Source organism: Acinetobacter lwoffii (assembly GCF_029024105.1).
Taxonomy (GTDB): domain Bacteria; phylum Pseudomonadota; class Gammaproteobacteria; order Pseudomonadales; family Moraxellaceae; genus Acinetobacter; species Acinetobacter lwoffii.
The window spans coordinates 1,988,442-2,012,623 of sequence record NZ_CP118963.1 but is presented as its reverse complement, the minus strand read 5'-3'; the positions used below and the strand labels follow the sequence as shown (position 1 = coordinate 2,012,623).

Here is a 24,182-nt window from a genome sequence, read left to right as displayed (position 1 = left end):
AGGTGGAAAGAAAAACTTATATAAGCAAAAACCCGCTCAGATTTAAAGGGTAATTGTAAATAAAATTGGAATTATTGCTTTAGACATACTGTTTTGCCTGGATTTGGGTATAATGCGAGACAGATGAGTTGAGGATTTATCAATGACTGAACAAGCACGCGATACCGAAGCGTTAATTCGTGACCAAATTGCAAAACACGCAGTACTTCTTTACATGAAAGGCACACCGCAATTTCCACAATGTGGTTTTTCTGCACGTGCAGTAGAAGCACTCAGTCAAATTGGTCGTCCGTTTGCTTATGTAAACATTCTGGAAAACCAGGACATTCGCGCGATGTTACCACAAATCGCCAACTGGCCGACATTTCCACAGCTTTGGATCAATGGTGAGTTGATCGGTGGTAGTGATATCATGCTCGACATGTTCCAAAAAGGTGAATTAAAGCCTTTAGTTGAACAGTACAGCCCGGCAGCTGATGCTTAATTTTGTATTAAATTAAGTTCAGATGTGAAAAAGCGCTTCATTGAGAAGCGCTTTTTTTATCTCTATTTTATCTGGAGCAAGGTCAGAGTTAATCCTCTGTCGCTGCATCCGGCTTTTCAACTGTCGAAGCATCAGCTTCAACTTCAGTTTGTGGCTCGACGATTTGCTTCTTGTCTTTTTTTTTCTTCTTCTTTTTCTTTTTCTTCGGCACTTCGACCAGTTCGGCACCATCTTCAATCGCTTGCCAATAATCCAGCTGTGCCATTACTGCGGCATAGATTGAATTTTTGCTATAGCGACCTTTTTTATCCAAGGTGCCGACAGGACGTGCCATCAGGATTTCCAGCGCCTGATCAATGGTATCAATCGCGTGAATATGGAACTGACCTTCTTCCACAGCAATGGTGACATCTTTACGCAGCATCAGATGTTGCATATTTTGACGTGGGATAATTACACCTTGTTTTCCTGTCAGACCTTGTAACTTGCAAGCATCAAAAAAACCTTCAATTTTGGCATTCACACCACCTACCGGTTGTACTTGTCCCAGCTGGTTCATGGAACCGGTAATGGCCCAGGACTGATCAATCGGTAACTGGCTGATAGCAGATAACAGGGCAGAAAGCTCCGCGACTGTGGCGCTGTCACCATCGACCTGACCATAACTTTGTTCGAACGCTAGCGCAGCAGAGAAGTGCAAGGTCTGTTCACGGCCAAAATGTGCTTTCAGGAAAGACGACATCAGCAACACGCCCTTGGCATGCAAAGAGCCACCGAGTTCGACACTGCGTTCGATATCCAGAATATCACCGCCACCTTGGTAAACCGAAGCAGTCAGACGTGAAGGCAGACCAAACTCAACATCAGCATAGTGAATGACGGACAGGGCATTGATTTGGCCCAGACGATGACCACGGGTTTCGATCAGTTGGGTACCACGGGTCAGATCCTGCCAGTACAGTTCACGTAAATAGCCAAGACGATATTTACGGTGATCCAGTGCGGTATTGATATGTTTTTCTGAAACCATCTTGTCACCGGCCTGGAAGGCATGATGATGTGCTTCACGGATCAGATCGCCCAGCGTCAGGGCATGTAATGACAATGAACTTTGATCTTCGGCCTGACGACTGGAATCTGTGAGCAATGCCGCCAAAGCGGAACGGTCAAAAGGCAGTAATTTATCGGATTGCACATAGTCGGCAATCAGCTGCATATAAGCCTGCTCGTTATCGTCATTACGTTGTAATGTATCGGTAAAATCAGCACGGATTTTAAAGATGCTGCCCAGCTCTGGTTCAAGCTCTAAAATTTCATAATAGATCTCAGGCTCAGCCAGCAAGATCACCTTGATATTCAGAGGAATTGAAGCAGGTTCGATTGAAATGCTGCCGGTCAGCGTGATCATATGCTCGAGCGAGGAAAGTTTTAAATGCCCCGATTTAAGCGCGCGCTTCAAGCCTTGCCATGCATACGGCTGTTCCAGCAATTGTTCCGCTTCCAGCATCAGGAAGCCACCGTTAGCCTTGTGCAAGGTACCTGGACGAATCAAAGTAAAGTCCGTGGTAATCGTACCATTTTGGGTCAGTTGTTCCACATGCCCCAATAAATTGTAATGCGTTGGAAAATCTTCAAAGATTACCGGTGCGCCACTGTTCGGCTTATGGGTAATAATCACATTGGCCTGATAACGTGCTGGAACGCGACTGAACAGTGCCGGAGTGAAATCGTCTTCTTCCTGTTCCAGCACAATTTCGACATTGTTGATAATGTCTTCGGCATAATATTTCAGGTAATGTTCCAGACCTTCCACATGTTTGAATTTTGCCAGAATCTGTTCGACTCGCGGTAAGACCACCTGCTTGGCGATATCGCGGTTCAGGATCTGTACGCGATCACGTGCATCATCTTCCAGATCACCCAGGTGCAAACCCAGACGTTCCAGTTTCTTGTCCATATAGCGCATGTTGGACGCCAGTTCAGCACGATCTTTATTGCTTAAGGCATTCAGATCTTCCTGAGACATTTCCTGCAATTTGTCATCAATCAGATGCACAGGGACAAAACAGTGCTCATCATGTCGCGAGATCAGCTTCAGATCCAGTTCTGCGCCTTCTTTGGTCAGTTCGATGAGCGCCTGCTGCTGTTCATCACCGGTTTCCTGGCGAATCATTTCAATGCGGTTGTGATAGGTTTCTGCAGTAAAACGGCGCTCAAGCTGTTTTAGAATCGTTTGCCAGCTTTGATTCAACATGGCTTGGAATTTTGGACCTTGACCCGGGGGCAGTTCTAGCGCAATCGGCTGACGCTGGTTCTGAAAGTTATTGACGTACACCCAGTCATTCGGGGTTTCCATAGTTTTGGCGTGCTGTTGCAGCAAACGCTTCACCATGGTGCGTTTTCCGAGACCTGCGGTACCGACAGCAAAAATGTTATAGCCGGAATAAGGCAGGGCAATCCCGGCCTCAACTGAGGCGCGTGCGCGATCTTGGCCCAAAAAGTTATTCAGGGGCTTGATCCGTTTGGTTGACGCAGGAATTTTTTCTAAGTTTGGAATGTGCGTCAGCTGGGTGGATGTTAACCGGGTATGGTCCAGAGTATTTTTAATTTCGCTTTGTTCAAATGCAGAGATAAGTAAATCTGAGCGGATTTTTTGTGGAGTTGTGCTGGTGTTGCTGGCAATAGAAGAATTAATTTGATCGAGTCTCTGGGTCACTGTTGAAAATCCAAAACGAAATATTACGTTGATAGGAGTTAAGGTATACAGATTTACTTGAAAAATTCAAGCCAACATGTCGCTTTTGCCAGAAAATAAAAAACCGGAAATGTGATAAATATATAAATCTTGTTGAAAGATACGCTATTACAGGATTGAATAGCAGCAATTGGTTTTTCTGCGGAAAATAATAAAGCAATGACAACACAAACGACGGGTTGGAAATCCGCATTTACAGCATTTTTAGATCGACGTGCATTGATCATGCTGTTCTTGGGATTTTCGGCTGGTGTGCCGATTCTTCTGATTTTTTCCAGTCTGTCTTTATGGTTAGGTGAGGCCGGAATCAGCAAAAGTGCAGTAACTTTCTTTAGCTGGGCCGCATTGGGCTATTCGTTTAAATTCGTCTGGGCACCGCTCATTGATGAACTTCCTGTCCCTTTTCTGACCAAGGCTCTGGGACGTCGTCGTGCATGGTTGCTGATTGCGCAGATTCTGATTGTCTGTGCCATTTCCATTATGGCCTTTTCTGATCCGGCTTTGGGTGCCACACATTTACAGCAAATGGCGCTCGGTGCTGTCCTGCTTGGTTTCTCCGCAGCAACGCAGGATATTGTGATTGATGCCTACCGGATTGAGCTGGCGGAAACCCAGATGCAGACCGTATTGGCTTCCACCTATAATGCAGGTTACCGGATCGGGATGATTGTGGCCGGTGCTGGTGCCTTGTTTCTTGCGGCCTATTTGGGAACTGCGAAAGGCAACTATATCTATGATGCCTGGAAATGGACCTATCTGGCGATGGCTGCTGTCATGCTGGTCGGTATTATCACCACACTGTCCATTCGGGAGCCGCAGGTTAACCGGGTACGCAAACACTATGTGCGCAGTGATTATTTCCGTTTAGTTGCGGTGTTTTTTGTGGCGGTAATCAGTTTTGTTCTGAGCTATATCTATTCGGGCAATCTGGTGGCCAGCATCACCGAACAATTCGCTATTCAAGATACCTTTGCCTTGTTCTGTTTTGAAGCTTTGCGCTTTGTTGGCTCGGGTGCAGTGGCCTTTGCGATTGGTGCAGGCTTGGTAAAAATGGGTGCGGTTAACAAGCAGATGGCCTATGAAACCTGGGTCAATCCGGTTGCAGATTTCTTTAAGCGTTATGGCTTGAAACTGGCATTGGTGCTGTTATTGTTGATCGGTTTTTATCGGGTTTCCGATATTATTGCCGGCGTCATTTCCAATGTGTTCTATCAGGACCTGAATTTCAGTAAAGAACAGATTGCCGAGGCCGTTAAAGTCTATGGGGTGATTTTCTCTTTAGTCGGTGGTTTCCTTGGCGGGCTCTTGGCCCAGAAGATGAACATCATGAAACTGATGTTTGTCGGTGCCGTACTGGCCTGTTCTACCAACCTGATTTTTATCGGCCTAGTCAAGTCTGGTGAAAAACTGGCAGCTGTGGAAGTTAAAGCCGGTAATCAGGTTTATCAGGCAGAGACCGATGAAGTTGGTTACTGGAAGCTGGATATCCCAAGTGCAGTGCTGGCGCAGAGCAAACAGCTACAAGTATCGGCTGCTTATCTGGATGGAGATGTTACTGATCAGGCCCCGGTACAGGTCAATATGCCGTATTTGACCACAGAACAGGGTAGCACCCAGTTACAGATCTTGCCGATCACCAGTGACAATAGCCTCACTGTAGCTGAACAGGACAAGACCATTGTAGTGCGCAGCCAGTATGTCGGTGAAGCACTGCAAGAAAATCAAAAGATTGTTTTGCAAATCAATGATCAGAATATTGAGGCAAAACTGGAAAGTGAAGGCGTATTTACTGCCGCGATTCCTGCACAGCAACTGATTCAGTCACCTGCACATATTATCAGTGCAGTCTTGATGCAAGATGATCAGGCACTTCAGCAAACCACGCATGTTTATCAGGTCAATGATCAGTTGGCTAGTACCCAGAATCTGGATGTCGATATTCAGCCCTTGGCAGTGGTGGATGGCAACAGTTCAGATACAGTCGAAGTCAGTGGTAAGGTAATTAAACCTTATAGCGACAAGTGGCTTTATTTTGCTATTATTGTCGACAATCTGGCTGCTGGGCTGGCTGGTGCTGCGTTTATTGCATTCTTGTCGAGCTTGACCAGTGTGTCTTTTACCGCTGTTCAATATGCGATTTTTAGCTCACTCATGACTTTGACCCCTAAGATTTTAGGCGGATATTCGGGTACTATAGTCACCAATATCGGTTATCCGAATTTCTTCCTGATGACTACTCTAATCGGGATTCCGATCCTGATTCTGGTGGTTTGGGTCGCAAAACTGCTCGGTGAACACCAACAACAATCTGTACAGAAGGATGATTAATATGCGCATGCTGCATACCATGTTACGTGTAGGCAATTTAGAACAATCTCTCAAGTTCTATACTGAAGTACTTGGCATGACTTTGCTTCGTAAGCGTGATTACGAAGAAGGCCGTTTTACCCTGGCTTTTGTCGGTTATGGCGATGAAGAGAATCACACCGTACTGGAATTGACCCATAACTGGGATACAGACAGCTATGAACTGGGCAATGCTTATGGTCATATCGCGATTGCAGTTGATGATGCTTACAAGGCTTGCGAAGAGATTAAAGCGCGTGGCGGTAATGTGGTGCGTGAAGCCGGCCCAATGAAAGGTGGCGTGACTGTAATTGCATTTGTAGAAGATCCAGATGGCTACAAGATCGAGCTGATCCAGCAAGACAACAATGCACGTAATAACTAAGTGTGATGTAGCGAGATATATGAAATGCATTCATGTATAGATGAAAATATTACATCAATCTGAGTGCATAGCATGGGCCCGGCATCTGTTAAGATAGCCGGGCATTTTTATATCAAACAATAAAATCTGAGGGATTATAGAGATATGCTTAAGTTCTTGGCATTGGATCGGTTTACGATACTGTTGTTTGTGATGGTTTTGCTGGCCAGTGTGTTGCCAGTTTCGGGGAAGGCGGCTGAAGTCTTTGGCTGGGTGACGACAGGAGCGATCGCCATCCTGTTTTTCCTGCACGGCGCCAAACTGTCTCGTGAAGCTGTGGTGCAAGGCATTATGCACTGGAAATTGCATACTTTAGTTTTTGCGCTAACTTTTGCCCTGTTTCCGATTCTCGGGCTTTTGGCCAAGCCGATTTTATTACCCATGCTCGGACAGGAACTATATTGGGGTTTCCTGTTTATGTGTTTCCTGCCATCCACCGTGCAGTCCTCGATCGCCTTTACTTCAGTGGCTCATGGCAATGTCGCCGGGGCGGTATGTAGTGCCTCTTTTTCCAATCTGATCGGTATGTTTATTACCCCATTATTGGTGGCATTTTTTATTCTCGGTCAATCTGATCATGGTTTTGATCCGACTTCTTCGATTATCCAGATTACACTGCTGCTCTTGGTACCGTTTATTTTAGGACAGATTCTGCGTCCATGGATCTATCCGCAAATGATGAAAATGCCAAAAATCGTCAAGGTCTTCGATCAAGGCTCGATTTTACTGGTGGTGTATGGCGCTTTTAGTAGCGCCGTAGTGGCTGGTCTGTGGAATGAAGTGAGCCTGAGTACCTTGTTGCTGCTATTGCTGGCTTGCTCGGTGTTACTCACCATTGTGATGTTATTATCACTTTATATTCCACGCTGGCTGGGCTTCAGCCGCGCTGACCAGAAAACGGCATTCTTTTGTGGTTCTAAAAAAACCCTGGCCAGTGGAGTACCGATGGCGCAAATTTTATTTATTGGCCAGCCGCTGGGCATGATTGTCCTGCCGATCATGATTTTCCATCAGATTCAGTTGATGGTCTGCGGGATTATTGCCAATCTGTGGGCCAAAGAGGCTGGATCAGAAGCTGAAGAATAATTCGCATATTGAATTCGTTTCACGTATAATGACGCCCACTTGTTGTGCTTAGCTCTGACGGTATCCGTCTCGGTGGGCCAAAAGAATGGTCTGTTGTGGTGTTGATCTGCATGAACGATGTTCCTGCTTCCTCATTTGAGAGTGATCAATAGCGATGACAGCTAAACCTTCTTGAATCTAATGGAGTAATCGACGATGCGCGCCGATATTCACCCAAAATATGAAACTTTAGTTGCTACTTGTTCATGTGGTAACGTAATCGAAACTCGTTCAGCTCTTGGTAAAGAAACTCTTTATCTAGACGTATGTTCAGCTTGCCACCCATTCTACACTGGTAAGCAAAAGAACGTTGACACTGGCGGTCGTATCGACAAGTTCAAACAACGTTTTGCTGGTATGTCACGTTCTGTTAAACGTTAATACCCAAAATGAAAAAACGGGCTTTAAGCCCGTTTTTTTTGTGCCTGCAATTTAAAAAATTATCATTCGATTTCCTAAATGCGCAGGCTTGTACAAGATCTTAGTGATCTTGTACATCAATCAAATGATCGAGTTTTTTCTGGAAATAATTCCCCTGAATAAAGCGGGCATCCACGTTCCAGGCATTCGCGAACAGTGTCATATCATTTAATTCACGAATCAGAATGTTGAGTGGCTTGATTTCATTATAGCTGGTAATTTTTTCCTGTAGTTGCTCAATCTCGGTATCTTTATTGAGCATATTGGTTAAGTTTGAATGTAAGCTGACACCATCCAGTTCAAGTTCGCGCAGTAAATTTTGACTGTACATGGATTGACCAAAATCACGCAGTGCAATCAGTGCGCCATGTTCATACAGCACGCGTAGATATTTTTGTGCATCTTGTTGATTCAGTAAAATATCTTCTTCTGAGAATTGCAAGATTAGCGGATGCTTCACTTTACTGCGAATAATCGTAATCAGCTTGGAAATAAATTCCGGGAAGGTGCGGTCTTTAAATAGTACGGCACGGTTCAAATTGACAATTAAGCTTGCATCAGGATACTGGGTAATAAAGTTGTGTAGCTGTTTACTGGCTTCAACCAGAATCCAGCGATCCAGTTTAATGGACAGTTCATCATCTTCATGAAGTTCTAAAAGGCTAGAAATATCCTGCCATTTATTCTCAAAAATAAAGCCACTGGTCACTTCATAGGTATATAAACGCGTATCTTCTTTATCATAGAGTTGTTGATATTTTAAATGGATCTCCCCACGTTCCAGACATTCACTTAAGGCTTTCAAAATAGAAGGTGTAGCGCTAGGAATAGACGTGACTGCTGGACTGACGGCTGCCAATGTTGGGCTGGCAACTGGTGTTTCAGCAACACTGAAATCTATACTTGGCATTTCTACCGCAACCGGACTGCTCAGTGACGCAGGAATATCAAGTTTAAATTCAGGTACAGCTTCTGCTTGAGGTAAAGATGTCGAGAATGCTTGTCCAATCAGCGTATTGCATTGCATTTCATCTTGCAAACCCTGTTCAAGCATGACATAGCCCAAGCGCAAATTTAGAGGGAATGACTTTGGTCCCACTGTAATGAGTTGCGGTTTGCTTAAGGCATTTAAACTGATCAGTTTGGATTCAAGAATTGCTTTAGAGTCTGCCTGAAACAGACCGACAACGACATCATATTCCAGTTTAAACAGGGGAATATGGGTCTGTTCCTTGAGGAATTCTTTGACTGCATCAAAGTACCCATTAAAAGTGGCCCAGTCAGATTGTAGAACTTCCGGGTCATATGCACTTAAAGAGAAAGTGACTAAGGCATTCACCGGTGCAGACTGCTTGTTCAGTTCACGTTTAAGTGACTGAAAAACACTTGGTTTTCCAGGAGTTTTCTCGGAAAAAACCGTTTGAGATTGAGTATCAATGCTAATTTGTACCGCATCTTCTTCAGCCGTTGAAGGCAAGAATTCCAGTTTTAATGGATTAGATGCGGACACATGCGGATTCAGAGACTGGATCTCGACCCGACCTAAATCAAATTGACCCTGAGAAATCTTTTTGAAACGCGTTTTAAAATCATTCAAATCTGAAGGCTGGAGCAGATCCAGAAGCGGTAGGCCAATAATCTCATCTTCATTTTGCAAGCCAAACAGTTTCAGGTAGTCCGCATTGGCCTGAATATGAATCCCTTCCTGAATGGTGGCAACAGCACGGTTGCTGTCGTCTACTAAAGATTGTGCCTGAATTTGTGCTGTTTCCAGCTCAGTCATTAAATGTTGCTGAGACTGTGACAAACGGCTAAATGACAATGCTCGGACCAGTCCCACATAAAAGCGTTCCAGGTAGTCAAAATTGAGAATGTCATATACCCCTTTACGGATATATTGCGCATATTGTTCAGCCTGGTAATCATCCGGTTTAAGCAAAATCATCGGCAGATTAGGTTGCTGCGAAAGGCGCACCAAACTTAAGGCCTGTTCATATTTCAGGTCGTAGGCACGTCCAAAAATAATCAGATCCCAGTTGAAATTTAATTGTTTTTCAAAAGATTGCAGATCATCCAGCAGGACAGCATCCACCTGATAATCATGACTGGTCAGCAGATCACGGATTTGGTTATATCTAATTTGATTATCATCAATAATCAGTAAACGTGTTTCAGTACGTTTTAACTTTTTAGACAATAATGGATTTCTCACTTCAATGCTTCCCATAAATCATGATTTCTGCTTTCATTCATGTGCTGATCGATAAAGTTTTCGATCATCTCTTCTTCCTGATCATTGAGTAATTCATAATCAAAACGGATGAAACTCTGCGTAATCAGTTGTGCTTTGGTCAGATAGATTTTGATTTCTTCCTGACCGAGACGTAAATGAATGGTTTGTTTTTCCCTAAACATCTGTGAACCAGAGACAATCAAGCTGGTCGAGACCTGATCCAGTTGCGTCATTTTCACCAACAGGGCAGGCTGATAGTTGACATGATGACGTTCGGTACGGGTATAAGCTGCACAAGGAAAGAGCTCTTGTGCCAAAATTTCCAGCCCGATTTCCAGGCTCTTATCCGTTGACTGCTTGATCCAGCGAATCACACCGCCACGCCACTGACTCTGGGTTTTTTCCTGAACCAGAATGAATTCACCGGTTTTCAGGTTAGCCGGGGTAATACCAGTCCATTTAATCCGGTAACCATTGACACTGATATCCAGAACTTCAGCGCTATGGATCTGTTTGGTTTCTCGATCGAGCGCCTTGATGCTGCTAAAACTACTTGGAATGGCGTTTTCCATCGAGCTGACAAAACTGCTTTCGCTCTGGAAATTATAATTGGCCTCGAGTTCCAGAGTTTCGTTGAAGTTTTTACCTTTAGACAGGTAAAAATGCGCCACGCTTAAGCCAAAGCAGATATTGATCTGTGCTGAATATTCATAACGTTCATGACGACGCTCGACATTGTTCGAGAGCAGATTGTAGATATGAAAATGCAGTGCAGGGGTCAGGAACAGTTTTTCATTCCGCGACAGATACTGGGCATTTTTACTTTGAGTACCCGTTAAATGATCCATCAGATTCTGTGTGGAAATATAGAAGCTCGGCTGAAACTGTGGCTCTTGATGGGAATTAAAGATCGGCGGATGATCTTTGCTGGCATCGACCACATAACGGGACAGCGTGGTTTCCTTCGGCAGGATCTGTACCAGTTTGGCCCAGTCAAAACTGCATAGATACAGGCCCTGAATTTCTGCAGGCCGGATCTGATGAGTATTGAAGATATCCAGTAAAATCAGCTGTGCATAGGCATGTGCAATGTTCTGGATCTCATGCTGGGTACCTAATACCTGATTGATATTGCTTTGATAGAAATTATTGTCTATTGCACATTCAAGCAGTTGATGGGCAGCCAGCCATTGTCCCAGACCTGGCGTGCTATACAGCATATGCTGTTGATATAAAAGAAGTGTGAGTTGTTGCAGGGCATAATAAATCGATACCATCCGGGCAGTTTGAATGCTCTTCTTTTTGCCTAGAGAAAATAGCGAAAACTTCTGATGGGTCAGCTGATGATTACAGCGTTTGACGATATCGATATAAATTTTGGCAAAATGACTGCGCAGCAGCATAGCCAGCTCAATAATCTGGTCATTCCGGTCGGAAGTGATCAGGCCCTGATTGACGAAATGCTTTTCCAGACTGGTCAGGACATTTTCAAGGGTGGGATGCAAGACCTGAATCAGGTCAAAGCGCAGGGTTTCTGTACATTTCAGCTCAGAAACTTCCAATAAGGCATTAAACAGGGATTTGGATGAATTCCCTAGTTGTAGAATCGAAATCCCCGCACCCCATTCCTGCAAAGCCTTGGCAGTGGTTGGACAAAAGCTCAACTGCTCTCGTTTAAGTTCCGTCGGTGTCTGAAAAATGTCTGAAGTATGCGTGCTCATCTTTATTATTTAACTCAAAAATGTTGAAACCCCAAAAAGCGGTGTCTTATTCTTCTCGCCCGCTATTTCTCGAACCAGTTTAGGAACCAAATACCCCGGCAGGTTCGCTAAAACTTCTGTATAAATCTCATTAATATGGTCAGGCGCTAAATCAAAATGATGCGCACCTTTTACTTTATCAAGTACATGTAAATAATAAGGCATGACCCCGGCATCAAACAAGCGATAGCTTAAATCTACTAAAACCTGAGCAGAATCATTCACCCCGTTTAATAAAACCGCCTGATTCAGAACGGTGATCTGCTGTTGAACCAGTTGGTTTAAACGCTTGCAAGTGAAGTCATCCAGCTCCGATGCATGGTTTGAGTGTACCACCAGAATAATACGTAGCCTACTGTTTTTTAACATGCTAAGTAGCTCTTCGTCGACTCGGTTGGGGATCACAATAGGAACTCGTGAATGTATTCTTAAGAATTTGAGATGTGGTACTGATTCTAATCGTTCAATCCAGGTTTTTAATTTCCGGTTCGATAAGGTTAGTGGATCACCGCCACTCAGAATCACTTCATTAATATCAGGCTGGCTTTCCAGATATTGCTTGATATTTATCCAGTCTTCATTTTTAGGCAGATTTTCCTGATAGGGGAAATGCCGGCGGAAACAATAACGGCAATGTACAGCACAGGCACCAGTCAGTGTCAGCAAGAAACGGGATTTATATTTGTGCAGTACGCCGGGTTGCTGATTGGCCTGTTCTTCGCCCAAGGGGTCGGTAACAAATCCTGGATGTTCTTCCAGTTCCAAGTGATGGGGTAGCACTTGTAAAAGCAATGGGTCTAAAGGGTTTCCGACCTGCATTTTGCCGACAAAAGCACGCGGCACACGCAACTTAAACTGTTCAGAAGCTAAAATGGCACCTGAGAGCAGTTGCTCTGGTGCAAGTTGCAGTACTTCAAGCAGTTCGCGGGGATCAGTGATCAGGTCGCTGAGCTGTGATTGCCAGTTTTGTTCTTGATATAAATAGTTCGTCATGCCGGAAGATTAACAATAATAAGTGAGAGGACAAAGCCTGATGGGCGCAGTTTAACAGTTTGTGCCGAAGCGCAATAATCCACTGCGCTGTAAAATAAAGAGCGATTCAGCTATGCTGATCTTGGTGCTCGCCTGATGGTATTTTAACGTTGAGCAAGACATGAATAAACAAAGGATTTTCATGTCTGATTGTAACTTAAACAGCCTGAGTGGGTGAAAGCGGATTTTTTCATTGCGGCAAAGTGTATTGCTCATTTAGAATACGCAACATCAAATGAATGTGCATGTGGCAACTCAATGTTCGTGTCAGACTTGCTAAATGACATCGCAACAGCCCATAGCATCAATAGATTAAAGTTAGTAAGTTTGGAGTGCGCCAGTCATGGCCTATTATTCTACGAATGATTTCAAGTCAGGCCTTAAGGTTATGCTTGATGGCAACCCATGTTCAATCATGGAAAACGAATACGTAAAACCAGGTAAAGGCCAAGCTTTTAACCGCGTAAAATTACGTAACCTTAAATCAGGTAAAGTTCTGGAAAAAACTTTCAAATCAGGCGAGAACCTAGAAGCGGCTGATATCGTTGAAGTAGAAATGGAATACTTGTACAACGATGGCGAAATGTGGAACTTCATGGATCCTGTTACCTTTGAACAGATCGCAGCTGATAAAACAGCAATGAGCGATGCTGCAAAATGGTTAAAAGACGATTCAAATGAAAAATGTACCATCATGTTGTTCAATGGCGTGCCTTTAAACGTGACTCCACCGAACTTCGTCGTACTTAAAATCGTTGAAACTGATCCAGGTGTTCGTGGTGATACTTCTGGCGGTGGCGGTAAGCCAGCGAAACTTGAAACAGGTGCTGTAGTACGTGTTCCATTATTCGTACAGCAAGAAGAAAGCGTTCGTGTAGATACCCGTACTGGTGACTATTTAGAACGTGCATAATGGTTTGAAAATAGACTATTATCGAGAGGGATGATTTAAATCATCCCTTTTTTTATGCCAAAGTCGTAGAGGAAAAGCAAAAGAACAGGCGTAAAGTCGCAAGGGAAAACAGCAGTACCTCGAACAACAACAATCACGCTGATTTGTATGCATCACAATATGAGGGATTGAATGGAAACTTTACAAAAGAAGTCGACGCTGACTTCGAAAATGATTTGGCTTTTGGTAGCCATTGTGGGTGCAGTCTCTTTCGGAGTTCTGGCACTGAGTCGGGGTGAGCATGTCAATGCAGTCTGGCTGGTACTTGCCGCCGCCTGTGTCTATAGCATTGCTTACCGTTTCTACAGTTTATTTATTGCCACCAAAGTATTTGAGCTGAATGAACGCCGTTTAACGCCTGCGCATCGTCTGGCCGATGGTCTGGACTATGTGCCGACCAATAAAAGCGTTCTATTTGGCCATCACTTTGCAGCGATTGCCGGTGCAGGTCCTTTAGTCGGTCCGATCCTGGCAGCGCAGATGGGCTATTTACCTGGGACGATCTGGCTACTGGTCGGTGTGGTGCTGGCAGGTGCGGTACAAGACTTCCTGGTACTGTTTATTTCCACCCGTCGTGACGGTCGATCACTTGGTGAGATGGCTAAGCAGGAACTCGGAACCTTTGCCGGTATTATCGTGATGCTCGGTGCCTTGGGCGTGATGATCATCATTCTGGCAGTATTGGCGCTAGTCGTTGTTAAAGCACTGACTAACAGTCCATGGGGTGTATTCAGTATTGCAGCCACCATTCCGATTGCGATCTTTATGGGCATCTACATGCGTTTTATCCGCCCGGGTAAAATTGCTGAAGTCTCGATTATTGGTTTTGTCTTGATGATGCTGGGCATTATCTACGGTGAAAACATCGCACAACATCCATATTGGGGGCCATTCTTTACACTTTCTGGCACTGAACTGACTTGGGCGCTGATCATTTATGGCTTCATTGCGTCGGTATTGCCAGTCTGGCTATTGCTTGCTCCACGTGATTATCTGTCGACCTTCCTGAAAATTGGCGTGATTGCAGGTTTGGCCGTGGGTATCCTGTTTGCCATGCCTGAAATGAAACTGCCAGCGATTACCAAATTCATTGATGGGACTGGTCCTGTATTCGCAGGTTCTATGTTCCCATTCCTGTTCATTACTATTGCGTGTGGTGCGATTTCCGGTTTCCATGCCTTGGTATCTTCGGGGACGACACCGAAACTGGTCAACAATGAACGCGATATCCGCATGATCGGTTACGGCGGTATGTTGATGGAATCTTTTGTGGCGATCATGGCCTTGATCTGTGCTGCAATTCTGGATCCAGGAATTTACTTTGCCATTAACTCACCAGCCGCATTACTCGGTACTACAGCCGAAAGTGCAGCAGAAGCAGTACGAACCCTTGGTTTTGTGGTAACGCCTGAAGCCTTGACCTTACTGGCACAAGAAGTCGGTGAAAACTCGATTTTGTCACGTACTGGTGGTGCGCCTACCTTTGCAATTGGTATGGCACATATCATCACTGAAATTTTCAACAGTCGTGAAATGATGGCATTCTGGTATCACTTTGCGATTCTGTTTGAAGCATTGTTTATCCTGACTGCTGTAGATGCTGGTACCCGTGCCTGTCGTTTCATGGTGCAGGATACCGTGGGTATCGTGATTCCTGCGGTGAAACAGTCGCATAACTTCTTCGGAAACCTATTGGGTACTGCGGTTGCAGTGGCAGGCTGGGGCTTCTTTGTGTATCAGGGCGTAGTCGATCCACTGGGCGGGATTAACAGCTTATGGCCACTGTTTGGTATTGGTAACCAGATTCTGGCTGCGATGGCACTCATTCTTGGTACCGTCATTCTGTTCAAGATGAAAAAACAGAAATATGTCTGGGTAACAATTATCCCAACAGTATTCCTGTTCATTACTTCCATGACAGCAGGCTGGCAGAAGATTTTCCATGAAAATCCAAAGATTGGTTTCCTTGCTCAAGCTGACCGTTTCAACACGGCAATTGCCAATAATGAAATCCTGGCGCCAGCGAAAACTATGGCTGAAATGCAGACGGTAGCGATGTCGAACCAGATCAATGCTGCACTTTGTGCTTTCTTCATGATTGTGGCTTTTGTGATGTTGTTCGCTGCGATTGGTGTGATTCGCCGTGCCTTGGCAAGTCCGGTACCGACCGTGCATGAGGCAGAAGCGATTTATCGTGATCCAGAAGAGATTCAGCCAGCGAAAGGTCATTAAGGAGAATATTATGAATCTGAAGTTTGCCAAAAGCGGGAAAACGATGATTTATAAAATCATCAAAATGACCGTGATGTCGCAGAAGGATTTGATCCTGAACCCGAAAAACTGGTCACGGATTGCAACCCTGTGGCAACGTTTGCAGCAAAGTTTCCGTTTGATGGTCGGTGTGCCAGATTATCAGACCTATGTGGAGCATATGCGCAAGCATCACCCGGATCTGGAACCCATGGATCCTAAGACTTTCTATCGCCATTGTGTAGATTCGCGTTATCCATCCGCGGGTAGTGGTATGAAGAAATGTCCATGTTAATGGTTAAGTAACAGCAAGCGCCTTTCGGGGGCGCTTTTTTTCTCTAAAAGAATAGGCCATCTAATAACCCTGATTGCATGAGTTGAGCTATTTCCAAAAAAAATTATAAAAATCGAAAAAATGATCTGGGTTTATATACCTTTTAAGTATGAATTTTTATTTATAAGTCTTTTCAAGAGACGGCAAAGTCCTATAAGTATTTTGATATTTGATTCAAAAACATCTTTTTCTGTAGCGGTCATTTTTATTTTCTAGATCTCATTTCTGTGTGTTCTATCTATTCCGGTATTTTCTAGTGAGTGTATTTATTCAGTTACACAGACAGATGATTGATCTTTTGGGAAAATTTAAATTTCAGTGTATGTTAATCTTAGGCCATGTTTTATTAAGGAAATTATTGTGATCTGGGGCATGAAACAAAAGGAAAATAACGACATTGCACACATCAATACTGTGCTTGAACAAAAAATTGCAAGTTATGCACCCAAGATCCAGCGTTTTTTTGAAGAAGTTAATGCCATTGTGTTGGATAAGCAGGCCCAGACCACACTGGCACTCTGTTGTTTGATTGCAGGCGGACATGTCTTATTTGAAGATTTACCCGGATTGGGTAAAACTACATTAGCCAGCAGTCTGGCACATCTGGCTGGGTTAAAGTTCCAGCGGATCCAATTTACCAATGACATGCTGGCCAGTGATGTCATCGGTATTAACATGTTTAACCAGAAAGAACATCAGTTCGAGTTTAAACAAGGCCCGATTTTTACTCAGATTTTACTGGCAGATGAAATCAACCGTTGTAGTCCCAAAACCCAAAGTGCCTTACTCGAAGCCATGGAAGAAGGCTATGCCACCATTGATGGCGTACGCTATGCCTTACCGAAACCTTTCTGGGTGATTGCGACACAAAACCCGCTATTCCAAAGTGGTACTTACGCTTTGCCGGAATCCCAGCTAGACCGTTTCCTGATGCGTTTATCTTTGGGGTATCCATCACGCCATGCAGAAAAACTGTTATTACAGCAGGAATCCCGTTTTGCCCTGATTGCAAGTCTGGCGCATATTTTTACCGAAGATGAAATTCTGGATCTGCAAAGTCTGACGCATCAGATATTTATCAGTGAAGCGATTCAGGAATATTTGCTTGATCTAGCAGAAGAAACCCGTAAAAGCCGTCATGGACTTTCTACGCGTGGCCTTCTGGCCTTGAAGCGCGCAGCACAAGCGTATGCTTTGATTCAGCAACGTGCTTTTGTCACACCAGATGATGTGCAGGCTGTATTTGTCGCGGTGACTTCGCATCGTCTGGGTTTAAGTGAAGCTGAAACGTTTAATGTGATGCAACAGGTTGCGGTCAGCTAAAGGAGTCCTCTCTTGGATAAAACCTGGCAAAAATGGCTGGCCAAGCGCTTTCAATTCTCACAGCAGAAACAGCTCTCGCAGAAAGATGTCTTGGTATTTATTTATCAGCAGGGCTATCTGTATCTGGTGTTGATCTTCATCACCTTTGTGGCCGGGGTGAACTATGCCAATAACCTGATTTTAGGTTTCTGCTTTTTAATCAGTGCGGTGCTGTGTATCAGTTTTTATCTGACTTTTAAGCAATTGCATGACCTGAAAATTGAATTGATCGCAGATGATGTGGGGCAGGTCGGTCATAGCGTGAATCTGCATCTTTATTTTCAACAGCAGCAGCTTCGCCCCCGCTATTTGTATATCAAAGCAGGGAATCAGCTAGCGAAAGTTTATCTGAATGCACAAAAACAGCAATTTATTCTGCCATTTTATGCAGAGCAACGTGGCAAGTTTGATTATCCGGTGATTCAGATTTATTCGGTTTATCCCTTTGGGTTAGTTCGAGCCTGGACCTATCTTTATCATCAGCATTCGGCCTGGGTCGCGCCTAAAGCTGAAGTTTTTAGCACAGAAAATAAATATCACTTTAACCGTTTTGAACCGGATATGGATGAGTTTCGTGAATTGCGCAATTACCAGTCAGGCGATTCCTTGCAGGCGGTGTCCTGGAAGCAGTTTGCGCGTGGACAAGGCTTGTATGTCAAAGTCTTTGAGCAATATCAGGATGAACACAGTATCGAGATTCATTATGCACATATGCCGAGTCAGTCACATGAAGAAAAACTTGAATTTGTGATGGGTCTGGTCGAGCAATGCGAGCAGCAGCAATGTGCGTATAGTCTGCATTTGCCACAGGCCGAATTGCCTCAGGGTGCAGGTGAAGAACAACTGCGGAAAGCCAAACAATTGTTGGCGCAGGCCTAAGGCGGGTAAATTCATGATCAATGCAAAAATCCGTACCTCGATTGTGTTGACTTTGGGCCTGATTCTCATCGCCCAGATGGCATTTATTCCGGTTCTACTCAGTATTATTTTTGCGATTAGTATTGTATGTATCTGGATTTTCCTGAAACGTCAGCAGCCATTTCCCAAAACGGGCACTTTTCTACTGACGGCTTTGGCACTCGGCAGTATTTATTTGAGCCATCATAGTTTTATTGGTGTTGAGGCTGGGGTAGCAGTTTTATCTACTTTTTTATTTGCTAAATCACTGGAAAGTAAAAATAAACGTGACCTGATTATTCTGTTTAATTTTGCCCTGTTTGTTGCTGCCAGCTCATTCCTATATAGCCAATCTTTTGGGATGGCGATTGTGATCGTGCTGTGTTTAATCAGCTGTCTGATTGGTTTGTACCGGATTCAGACTAGCGATTTTGAGCAGGAGCAGATCACTCAGCGCGCAGCATTGCAACAGGATGCCAAACATGTGGGCAAGTTTATCTTGTACGCTGTTCCATTTTTTATCTTGCTGTTTATTTTCTTTCCGCGCTTGCCACCACTTTGGCATATTCCCATTCCTGAAAATAAGGGTGTGACCGGCATTGGCGATAGTATGTCACCTGGGGATATTGCTGAATTATCCCAATCCAGTGCCCTTGCTTTCCGGATTATTGGTGATATCAGCAAGCTTCCGCCACGCTCAGAACTCTATTGGCGAGCGTTGGTGCTAGATGAATATGATGGGCAACGCTGGACCAGCAGTTTCGTCAATCAGCAGCCTTTAATGCGACAACCGATGGATACTTCACCCGTACCTACAGGCTGGAACTACCAATATCTGGCTGCGGATCCTTCGGTGTTCTGGATCATGGGGTTGGAAAAATCGATACCTGTGGAACGCCGTTATTATAACCGTCAGGATTGGAGCATTGTGCCGAGACGGCTCACGCAACGTGTTGAACCGATTTCGTTACAGTGGGTCGGGACAGCATATGATCCTCAGGCTTTGCCAACGCAATATATCGAAAGAACGAATACTCAGGTGCAGCGCCGACTTGACCCGAGAGCGCAACAATTAGCACAACGTCTATATGCGCAAAGTGCGGAAGATCCTCGGCGTTATGTGCAGCAAGTCTTGAATTGGTATCAGCAGAATAACTTTATTTATACCCTGAAGCCGGGCCAACTGGGGCAAAACCGGATTGATGAATTCCTGTTTAATTCCCGGCAAGGTTTTTGTGAACACTATGCCTCGAGTTTCGTGATGTTGATGCGTTATGTCGGGATTCCTGCACGGGTCGTCACCGGCTATCAGGGTGGGGAGTTGGCACCAGATCGCATGAGCTGGGAAGTCCGACAAATGGATGCTCATGCCTGGACAGAAGTCTGGATTGACCAGAGATGGCAACGCTTTGATCCAACCGCGATGATCGCTCCACAGCGTATAGATGATGGCATGCAAAATCTGCTTTCTCAGGATGCATGGGTATCGGCAAATCAGTCGACCTGGAACTCGCAGCATAATCTATGGGTCACCAAACTACGCGTTTGGAGCGATTATGCCAGCTACCAATGGCAAAGTAAGGTGGTGGGTTATAATGCAGAATCACAACAGAGCTGGTTATCAAAATTAGGACTCGGTTCAGTTTATTCGAGTGTCATAATTTTGCTGGGCAATATTGTGCTACTGATTTTGGCCTATGTCTTCAGAATTTATCTGAAAGCCCGACAGGCTCAATCTCCATTAGATCGCGCTATTCAGCAGCTGAATCAATCTTTAGCTGACGATCTCAAAAAACAGTCTGCTGAAACTTTTCATCACTGGATGCAGCGTTTATCTCAACAGGTTCAGATTGAAAACCAGACTGCCTTTATTCAAGCTATACAGGTTTTTGAAAAAAATCTTTATTCGGGAACCCCAATAACTGAACAAGAATTGAAAAAATTCAAGGATTTGCTTAAAACTTGCGCGGACGTTTTAAAAACTAAATGAAAAGGCTTGTTTTCGGTCGGAAAAATTTATAATATGCCAAGCATTCTAGGTGTATAGCTCAGTTGGTTAGAGCGCTACGTTGACATCGTAGAGGTCAGCAGTTCGAGTCTGCTTATACCTACCAAGATTCTAAACGTTATGTTATAAGGGTTTTAAGCGAAAACAGTAGCTTAAAGCCTTTTTTTAATGCCTTGAGTAAAGTGAGCCGTTATCCGCACTATCTGCAAAACCCGTATTTTATGCAGTTATTGCCGTTAAATTTACGTCAAGTTTACGTCAAGAATTTTGGAAATTACGTCATGAAATTACCCAAGCCCAGAAAGCGCGGTTCGGCCTACTACATTGAACTAATGATCAATGGAAAACGTTCTTCAGCAACTCGTGATACCGCAAAAGAATGTGAGCAAGGGGTAGCTCAAAAGATGCTTGAAGCGAAGGTCAATCAGATGGCGGAAGACTTGAGCATAAAACAGTACTATCCCTTCAAAACACTTTTTCATAAATACTATGATAAGCATGGCCGTAAACTTCGCGGATCCAAATACGTCAAAGAACAATTAGCGCCGTTTGATGAAAAGTTTGGTGCACTGGCAGATATGTCTATTCATGACATTTAGCTTAAATATTTCAGCTCAAAGTTCCGCAAATTAATAAATTGATTGAAGTGCTGCACTTGCGTTGTACTCGGCTGGAATAGGCTGATCAGCTACAGGCAGATTCGCAGTGTAGGTTCAGTCAATTTTTTATCACGCACAGCGCTTGCTTCATGCTAGATGACATCTTCTAGGGTTTGCGCATCGTAAGATGTTGCTGATGCTGATATGCCTTAAAGAAGAAGGGTAAGAGCAGATAGATCTGTATAAATGTTTGGGCCTGCAGCATTTCGGCTTGTATGACTTTTTTACGTTGGTCACTACGGCGCTCGCTGGCGAACTTAAGGTTTTTTGGCATGGACTTTTATTATTTTTATAATCAGTCTTCATGATAAAAGTAAATTGTTGATCCTAACCGTTTGATCAAAAACCTGGGAATAAACTGCAGGATTTTTGTTGGAAAAGTCGCAATTTTGATAGGGCTAAGTGCAGAATTAAAACGGATTAAAGCTCTTAATGATATGAAAAATAATAGTTTTTATTTCAAAAAAATCTCTAGGGTTTTCGGTTGTATTGAATTATTTCAATAGTACATCTTCAGATTGTAGATAAGGCCTTACCAGATACAAAGACTGCATCGGGTAAGTAGTTTAATTAATGGCTACTCGATTTGACCATAACTTTATTCTGATACATCTTTGCATCTGCTTCTTTGATAGCTTCAGCTAACCCAAAGGTTGGATTACGCATTGCAAAGCCAATTGCAGCACTAATTCCAACTTTTGTAAAAGTATTTTGAATTCTTGATGCAAGCTTCTTCGCATGCTCTAAGTTAGTTTCAATGGTCATCACAGCAAACTCATCACCTCCTAAGCGAGCGATAATATCATTACTACGTACCGTGTTTTTGAGAGCTAAAGCCATTCTTTGAATGAGCTCATCACCTGCAGCATGACCCAGAGTATCATTTGTGATCTTAAGATCATTAAGGTCTATCATAAGAATAGCAGTAGGGTGACCATAACGCTTACAGCGCTCTTCCTCTTTGATAATAAGCTCATCCCAAGCACGACGGTTGAAAAGTCCAGTCATTGGGTCGGACATTGCTTCTATTTCAAAACGCTCAGCTTTACGTATGTACTCAGCAGCTTTCATATCAGCTTGAATCGTATAACTGAGTACCTTTGCTATCAACTCGAATAATGGAGCATCTTCAACAAGAATTTTAGGTTGAGGTTCGGGATCAATTGCACATAGAGTGCCAAAAAGAGAGCCATCTTCTTTATACAGAGGTTGGCCGATATAGGCTTTAATTGAGACTAGGTGATTTATAGGTGCATCTGCGTAAACTTGAATATCAGGTGAATAGGGAGCAATACGAGGCATATTACTTTGTACCATGTGTGAGCAGAATGAGTCTGCCCAATGAAATACTTGTCCGGGCTTAACGTTATAGCCATTATCTTCACTCAATAATACAATCCAGTCGTCACCCTCAGTACGAGTAATCATCCACAATTTGAAGCCAAAGCGTTGAGATAAGAATTTTAAAATGGCTTGGCCAGCTTCTTCAAAGTTATTAAAGTTAATATTATTCATGAAGTGAACCTACTGCAACAGTAAGAATATATATGCGAAATACCCAATATATGAGTAATTCTTATAAACGGGAGCCTAAAATAGGTATTATATAGAAATGTGTGAAATTTATACTAAAAATAATACTTAAAGAAATTTATTTTTATAATGAAATTTAAAATTAGCCTGCGGTTAGAAATACCAAGATGTAATTTTCTTATTACTTATGAAAAAATGCAATCACTGCCATTATAGCTGCGATATTCATAAGTATTAGAAATATATAAAAAGTCATAATGAATCGAAGCTACCAAAAAATTTTCAAAATTATAGTTCTAAAGAAGCATTTTAAATGTATCTTAATTATTAACAACGAAAGGAAATTGTAAAGTCGAAAGGAAAAGTGTCTAACCCTTTATATTATAATAATATTTATATTAATTTAGTGATTTATCCAAATCATTCAACAGTTTATCTTCATTGTACGCATTGGGGGGGACAATCTTATAAGAGCTGGTATATAGTTTCCTTTAAATTTTTTGGGATAAGCTTCACATATAAGAAAAAATATAAAGTTTATTGTTATTTAACTTTGAATTATATAGAGAATCTTATAAAAGAGAACTCGTACATATCGGATTGTTTAATATGAACTTAGAAAAATAAGTGATTAAAATCATGTCATCGTTTCTAATAATTATAGGATTTATATGATGTTTTACAGGGATAATTTTTAGACCACATATTTCCCATAAAAAGGTCAAGAATTATATGGCTGCAAAAGCTGCTGGCTTCTTATGTATGTTACCAGGAGTATTTCTATTTTGTCTTAGATCTTATTTAACATAAATCCCCCCGCTAGGGGGACTCGATTCTAGTCTTAAAAAACTTCGTAATTACATACTTCTATTCTTGAAATAAAATCGAGAGGCATTGTCAGTCTCTCAGCTGTAATAGTTTCAAAATGAACCCAGATAGCAGCATCTCTATTCTCAAAACTAATACTTACAAGTTTAACTAAGTCGTAAGGTTCAACATTATGGGTCAAGATAATATTATAGAGGTGATCTGAGCGTACGTACGAAATAAGGATTTGATGGATAGTTAATTGCTCTTTACTGCTTAACTCACTGTAATTACTTAGTTCTGGTAAATCATTTTGAATATTCACTTCAATCCTTAACAATCTTAAATTTTCTGTAGAAAACGGCGATTTTATCAATTTAGACAACGCTGAATATATTGGCTTTTGTTAATTCTTTCTAAATCTTGTTCTCGCTCGATAAACATAGCGTATACAGTTAACTACCTGACCTACAAATATACATTGGTTGTTTAACTCAATAATATTTGGCTTGAACTCTGGACTTAGAGCCTGAAGATATCTTTTTCCATTTGTCTCAATAACTAATTTTTGAAAGTAGCATCATCACCGTAACGAACCATAATAATGTCATCAGATTGCATGTCTCCGTAATAAGCATCCGGATCAACTGGACTGCTCCCAGTATCCTAGACATAAGACAGCCTCATTTTAAAACTGTTTCCAATGGTTTTGGAGTCCCCATCTCAGATTGTATTCATAAAGCACATATATTTTATATTGCGAATATGCGTATATTCATATATAAAGCTATGATTCGTCGA

18 protein-coding genes, 1 tRNA gene and 1 pseudogene are annotated in these 24,182 nt (G+C 42.9%); 13 read left to right on the top strand and 7 right to left on the bottom strand.

Going from position 1 to position 24,182, the window contains the following annotated elements; translation table 11 throughout:
* Positions 1–142 precede the first annotated feature (142 nt).
* A complete protein-coding gene (grxD, locus tag PYW33_RS09745) occupies positions 143–484 on the top strand; it encodes a Grx4 family monothiol glutaredoxin (RefSeq protein ID WP_004279738.1) in 342 nt (113 codons plus the stop codon).
* 88 nt (positions 485–572) lie between these two features.
* Here the strand turns inward: grxD and PYW33_RS09740 are convergent, their stop codons facing one another.
* Positions 573–3,200: a Lon protease family protein gene (locus tag PYW33_RS09740; protein WP_023278679.1), complete on the bottom strand. Its 2,628-nt coding sequence runs from the start codon at positions 3,198–3,200 to the stop codon at positions 573–575.
* 198 nt (positions 3,201–3,398) lie between these two features.
* Between PYW33_RS09740 and PYW33_RS09735 the strand changes: the two genes are divergently transcribed.
* The 4 genes from PYW33_RS09735 (at position 3,399) to rpmE (ending at position 7,515) form a co-directional block, all read left to right on the top strand.
* A complete protein-coding gene (locus tag PYW33_RS09735) occupies positions 3,399–5,567 on the top strand; it encodes an AmpG family muropeptide MFS transporter (protein WP_004646544.1) in 2,169 nt (722 codons plus the stop codon).
* Position 5,568: 1 nt separating this feature from the next.
* Positions 5,569–5,970 carry a lactoylglutathione lyase gene (gloA, locus tag PYW33_RS09730; protein ID WP_004279741.1) on the top strand — a complete coding sequence of 134 codons (402 nt, stop codon included), beginning with the start codon at positions 5,569–5,571 and terminating at the stop codon, positions 5,968–5,970.
* Between the two features lie 144 nt (positions 5,971–6,114).
* Complete coding sequence (locus PYW33_RS09725; RefSeq protein ID WP_004646546.1) at positions 6,115–7,095, top strand: bile acid:sodium symporter family protein; 981 nt, start codon at positions 6,115–6,117, stop codon at positions 7,093–7,095.
* Between the two features lie 195 nt (positions 7,096–7,290).
* A complete protein-coding gene (rpmE, locus tag PYW33_RS09720; RefSeq protein WP_004279743.1) occupies positions 7,291–7,515 on the top strand; it encodes a 50S ribosomal protein L31 in 225 nt (74 codons plus the stop codon).
* Between the two features lie 100 nt (positions 7,516–7,615).
* Here the strand turns inward: rpmE and PYW33_RS09715 are convergent, their stop codons facing one another.
* The 3 genes from PYW33_RS09715 to epmB are packed head-to-tail and all read right to left on the bottom strand — an operon-like array spanning position 7,616 to position 12,540.
* Complete coding sequence (locus PYW33_RS09715; protein WP_004646547.1) at positions 7,616–9,781, bottom strand: EAL domain-containing protein; 2,166 nt, start codon at positions 9,779–9,781, stop codon at positions 7,616–7,618.
* A complete protein-coding gene (locus tag PYW33_RS09710; protein WP_004646548.1) occupies positions 9,763–11,508 on the bottom strand; it encodes a hypothetical protein in 1,746 nt (581 codons plus the stop codon). The genes PYW33_RS09715 and PYW33_RS09710 overlap by 19 nt, the downstream gene beginning before the upstream one ends.
* Positions 11,509–11,517: 9 nt before the next feature.
* Positions 11,518–12,540: an EF-P beta-lysylation protein EpmB gene (gene epmB / locus PYW33_RS09705; protein WP_004279746.1), complete on the bottom strand. Its 1,023-nt coding sequence runs from the start codon at positions 12,538–12,540 to the stop codon at positions 11,518–11,520.
* Between the two features lie 382 nt (positions 12,541–12,922).
* Between epmB and efp the strand changes: the two genes are divergently transcribed.
* From efp to PYW33_RS09665, 8 genes are all read left to right on the top strand, one after another.
* On the top strand, positions 12,923–13,492 hold the full coding sequence (gene efp / locus PYW33_RS09700; protein WP_004279747.1) for an elongation factor P: 570 nt from the start codon (positions 12,923–12,925) through the stop codon (positions 13,490–13,492).
* Between the two features lie 171 nt (positions 13,493–13,663).
* Complete coding sequence (locus PYW33_RS09695; RefSeq protein ID WP_004646549.1) at positions 13,664–15,763, top strand: carbon starvation CstA family protein; 2,100 nt, start codon at positions 13,664–13,666, stop codon at positions 15,761–15,763.
* A gap of 7 nt (positions 15,764–15,770) precedes the next feature.
* Positions 15,771–16,076 carry a YbdD/YjiX family protein gene (locus PYW33_RS09690; protein ID WP_171057013.1) on the top strand — a complete coding sequence of 102 codons (306 nt, stop codon included), beginning with the start codon at positions 15,771–15,773 and terminating at the stop codon, positions 16,074–16,076.
* A gap of 399 nt (positions 16,077–16,475) precedes the next feature.
* On the top strand, positions 16,476–17,438 hold the full coding sequence (locus PYW33_RS09685; protein ID WP_004646552.1) for an AAA family ATPase: 963 nt from the start codon (positions 16,476–16,478) through the stop codon (positions 17,436–17,438).
* 12 nt (positions 17,439–17,450) lie between these two features.
* Positions 17,451–18,356, top strand: a complete 906-nt coding sequence (locus PYW33_RS09680; RefSeq protein WP_004646553.1) for a DUF58 domain-containing protein — start codon at positions 17,451–17,453, stop codon at positions 18,354–18,356.
* Between the two features lie 13 nt (positions 18,357–18,369).
* On the top strand, positions 18,370–20,364 hold the full coding sequence (locus PYW33_RS09675) for a transglutaminase TgpA family protein (protein ID WP_004646554.1): 1,995 nt from the start codon (positions 18,370–18,372) through the stop codon (positions 20,362–20,364).
* Between the two features lie 47 nt (positions 20,365–20,411).
* Positions 20,412–20,488, top strand: a tRNA-Val gene (locus tag PYW33_RS09670).
* Positions 20,489–20,564: 76 nt separating this feature from the next.
* Positions 20,565–20,981: a hypothetical protein gene (locus PYW33_RS09665; protein ID WP_228127478.1), complete on the top strand. Its 417-nt coding sequence runs from the start codon at positions 20,565–20,567 to the stop codon at positions 20,979–20,981.
* Between the two features lie 630 nt (positions 20,982–21,611).
* Here the strand turns inward: PYW33_RS09665 and PYW33_RS09660 are convergent.
* From PYW33_RS09660 to PYW33_RS09650, 3 genes and pseudogenes are all read right to left on the bottom strand, one after another.
* Positions 21,612–22,556 (bottom strand): sensor domain-containing diguanylate cyclase, encoded by a 945-nt coding sequence (locus tag PYW33_RS09660; protein ID WP_004646556.1) that lies wholly within the window; start codon positions 22,554–22,556, stop codon positions 21,612–21,614.
* 859 nt (positions 22,557–23,415) lie between these two features.
* Complete coding sequence (locus tag PYW33_RS09655; RefSeq protein WP_004646557.1) at positions 23,416–23,706, bottom strand: hypothetical protein; 291 nt, start codon at positions 23,704–23,706, stop codon at positions 23,416–23,418.
* 81 nt (positions 23,707–23,787) lie between these two features.
* A pseudogene (locus PYW33_RS09650) lies at positions 23,788–24,029 on the bottom strand (S24 family peptidase); the annotation flags it as partial.
* Between the last annotated feature and the right edge of the window lie 153 nt (positions 24,030–24,182).

Bases quoted from the DNA above. Each gene is read 5' to 3' on its own strand.
- grxD (WP_004279738.1), top strand. From the start codon at position 143: ATGACTGAACAAGCACGCGATACCGAAGCGTTAATTCGTGACCAAATT.
- PYW33_RS09735 (WP_004646544.1), top strand. From the start codon at position 3,399: ATGACAACACAAACGACGGGTTGGAAATCCGCATTTACAGCATTTTTA.
- gloA (WP_004279741.1), top strand. From the start codon at position 5,569: ATGCGCATGCTGCATACCATGTTACGTGTAGGCAATTTAGAACAATCT.
- PYW33_RS09725 (WP_004646546.1), top strand. From the start codon at position 6,115: ATGCTTAAGTTCTTGGCATTGGATCGGTTTACGATACTGTTGTTTGTG.
- rpmE (WP_004279743.1), top strand. From the start codon at position 7,291: ATGCGCGCCGATATTCACCCAAAATATGAAACTTTAGTTGCTACTTGT.
- PYW33_RS09715 (WP_004646547.1), bottom strand. From the start codon at position 9,781: ATGGGAAGCATTGAAGTGAGAAATCCATTATTGTCTAAAAAGTTAAAA.
- PYW33_RS09710 (WP_004646548.1), bottom strand. From the start codon at position 11,508: ATGAGCACGCATACTTCAGACATTTTTCAGACACCGACGGAACTTAAA.
- epmB (WP_004279746.1), bottom strand. From the start codon at position 12,540: ATGACGAACTATTTATATCAAGAACAAAACTGGCAATCACAGCTCAGC.
- efp (WP_004279747.1), top strand. From the start codon at position 12,923: ATGGCCTATTATTCTACGAATGATTTCAAGTCAGGCCTTAAGGTTATG.
- PYW33_RS09695 (WP_004646549.1), top strand. From the start codon at position 13,664: ATGGAAACTTTACAAAAGAAGTCGACGCTGACTTCGAAAATGATTTGG.
- PYW33_RS09675 (WP_004646554.1), top strand. From the start codon at position 18,370: ATGATCAATGCAAAAATCCGTACCTCGATTGTGTTGACTTTGGGCCTG.
- PYW33_RS09660 (WP_004646556.1), bottom strand. From the start codon at position 22,556: ATGAATAATATTAACTTTAATAACTTTGAAGAAGCTGGCCAAGCCATT.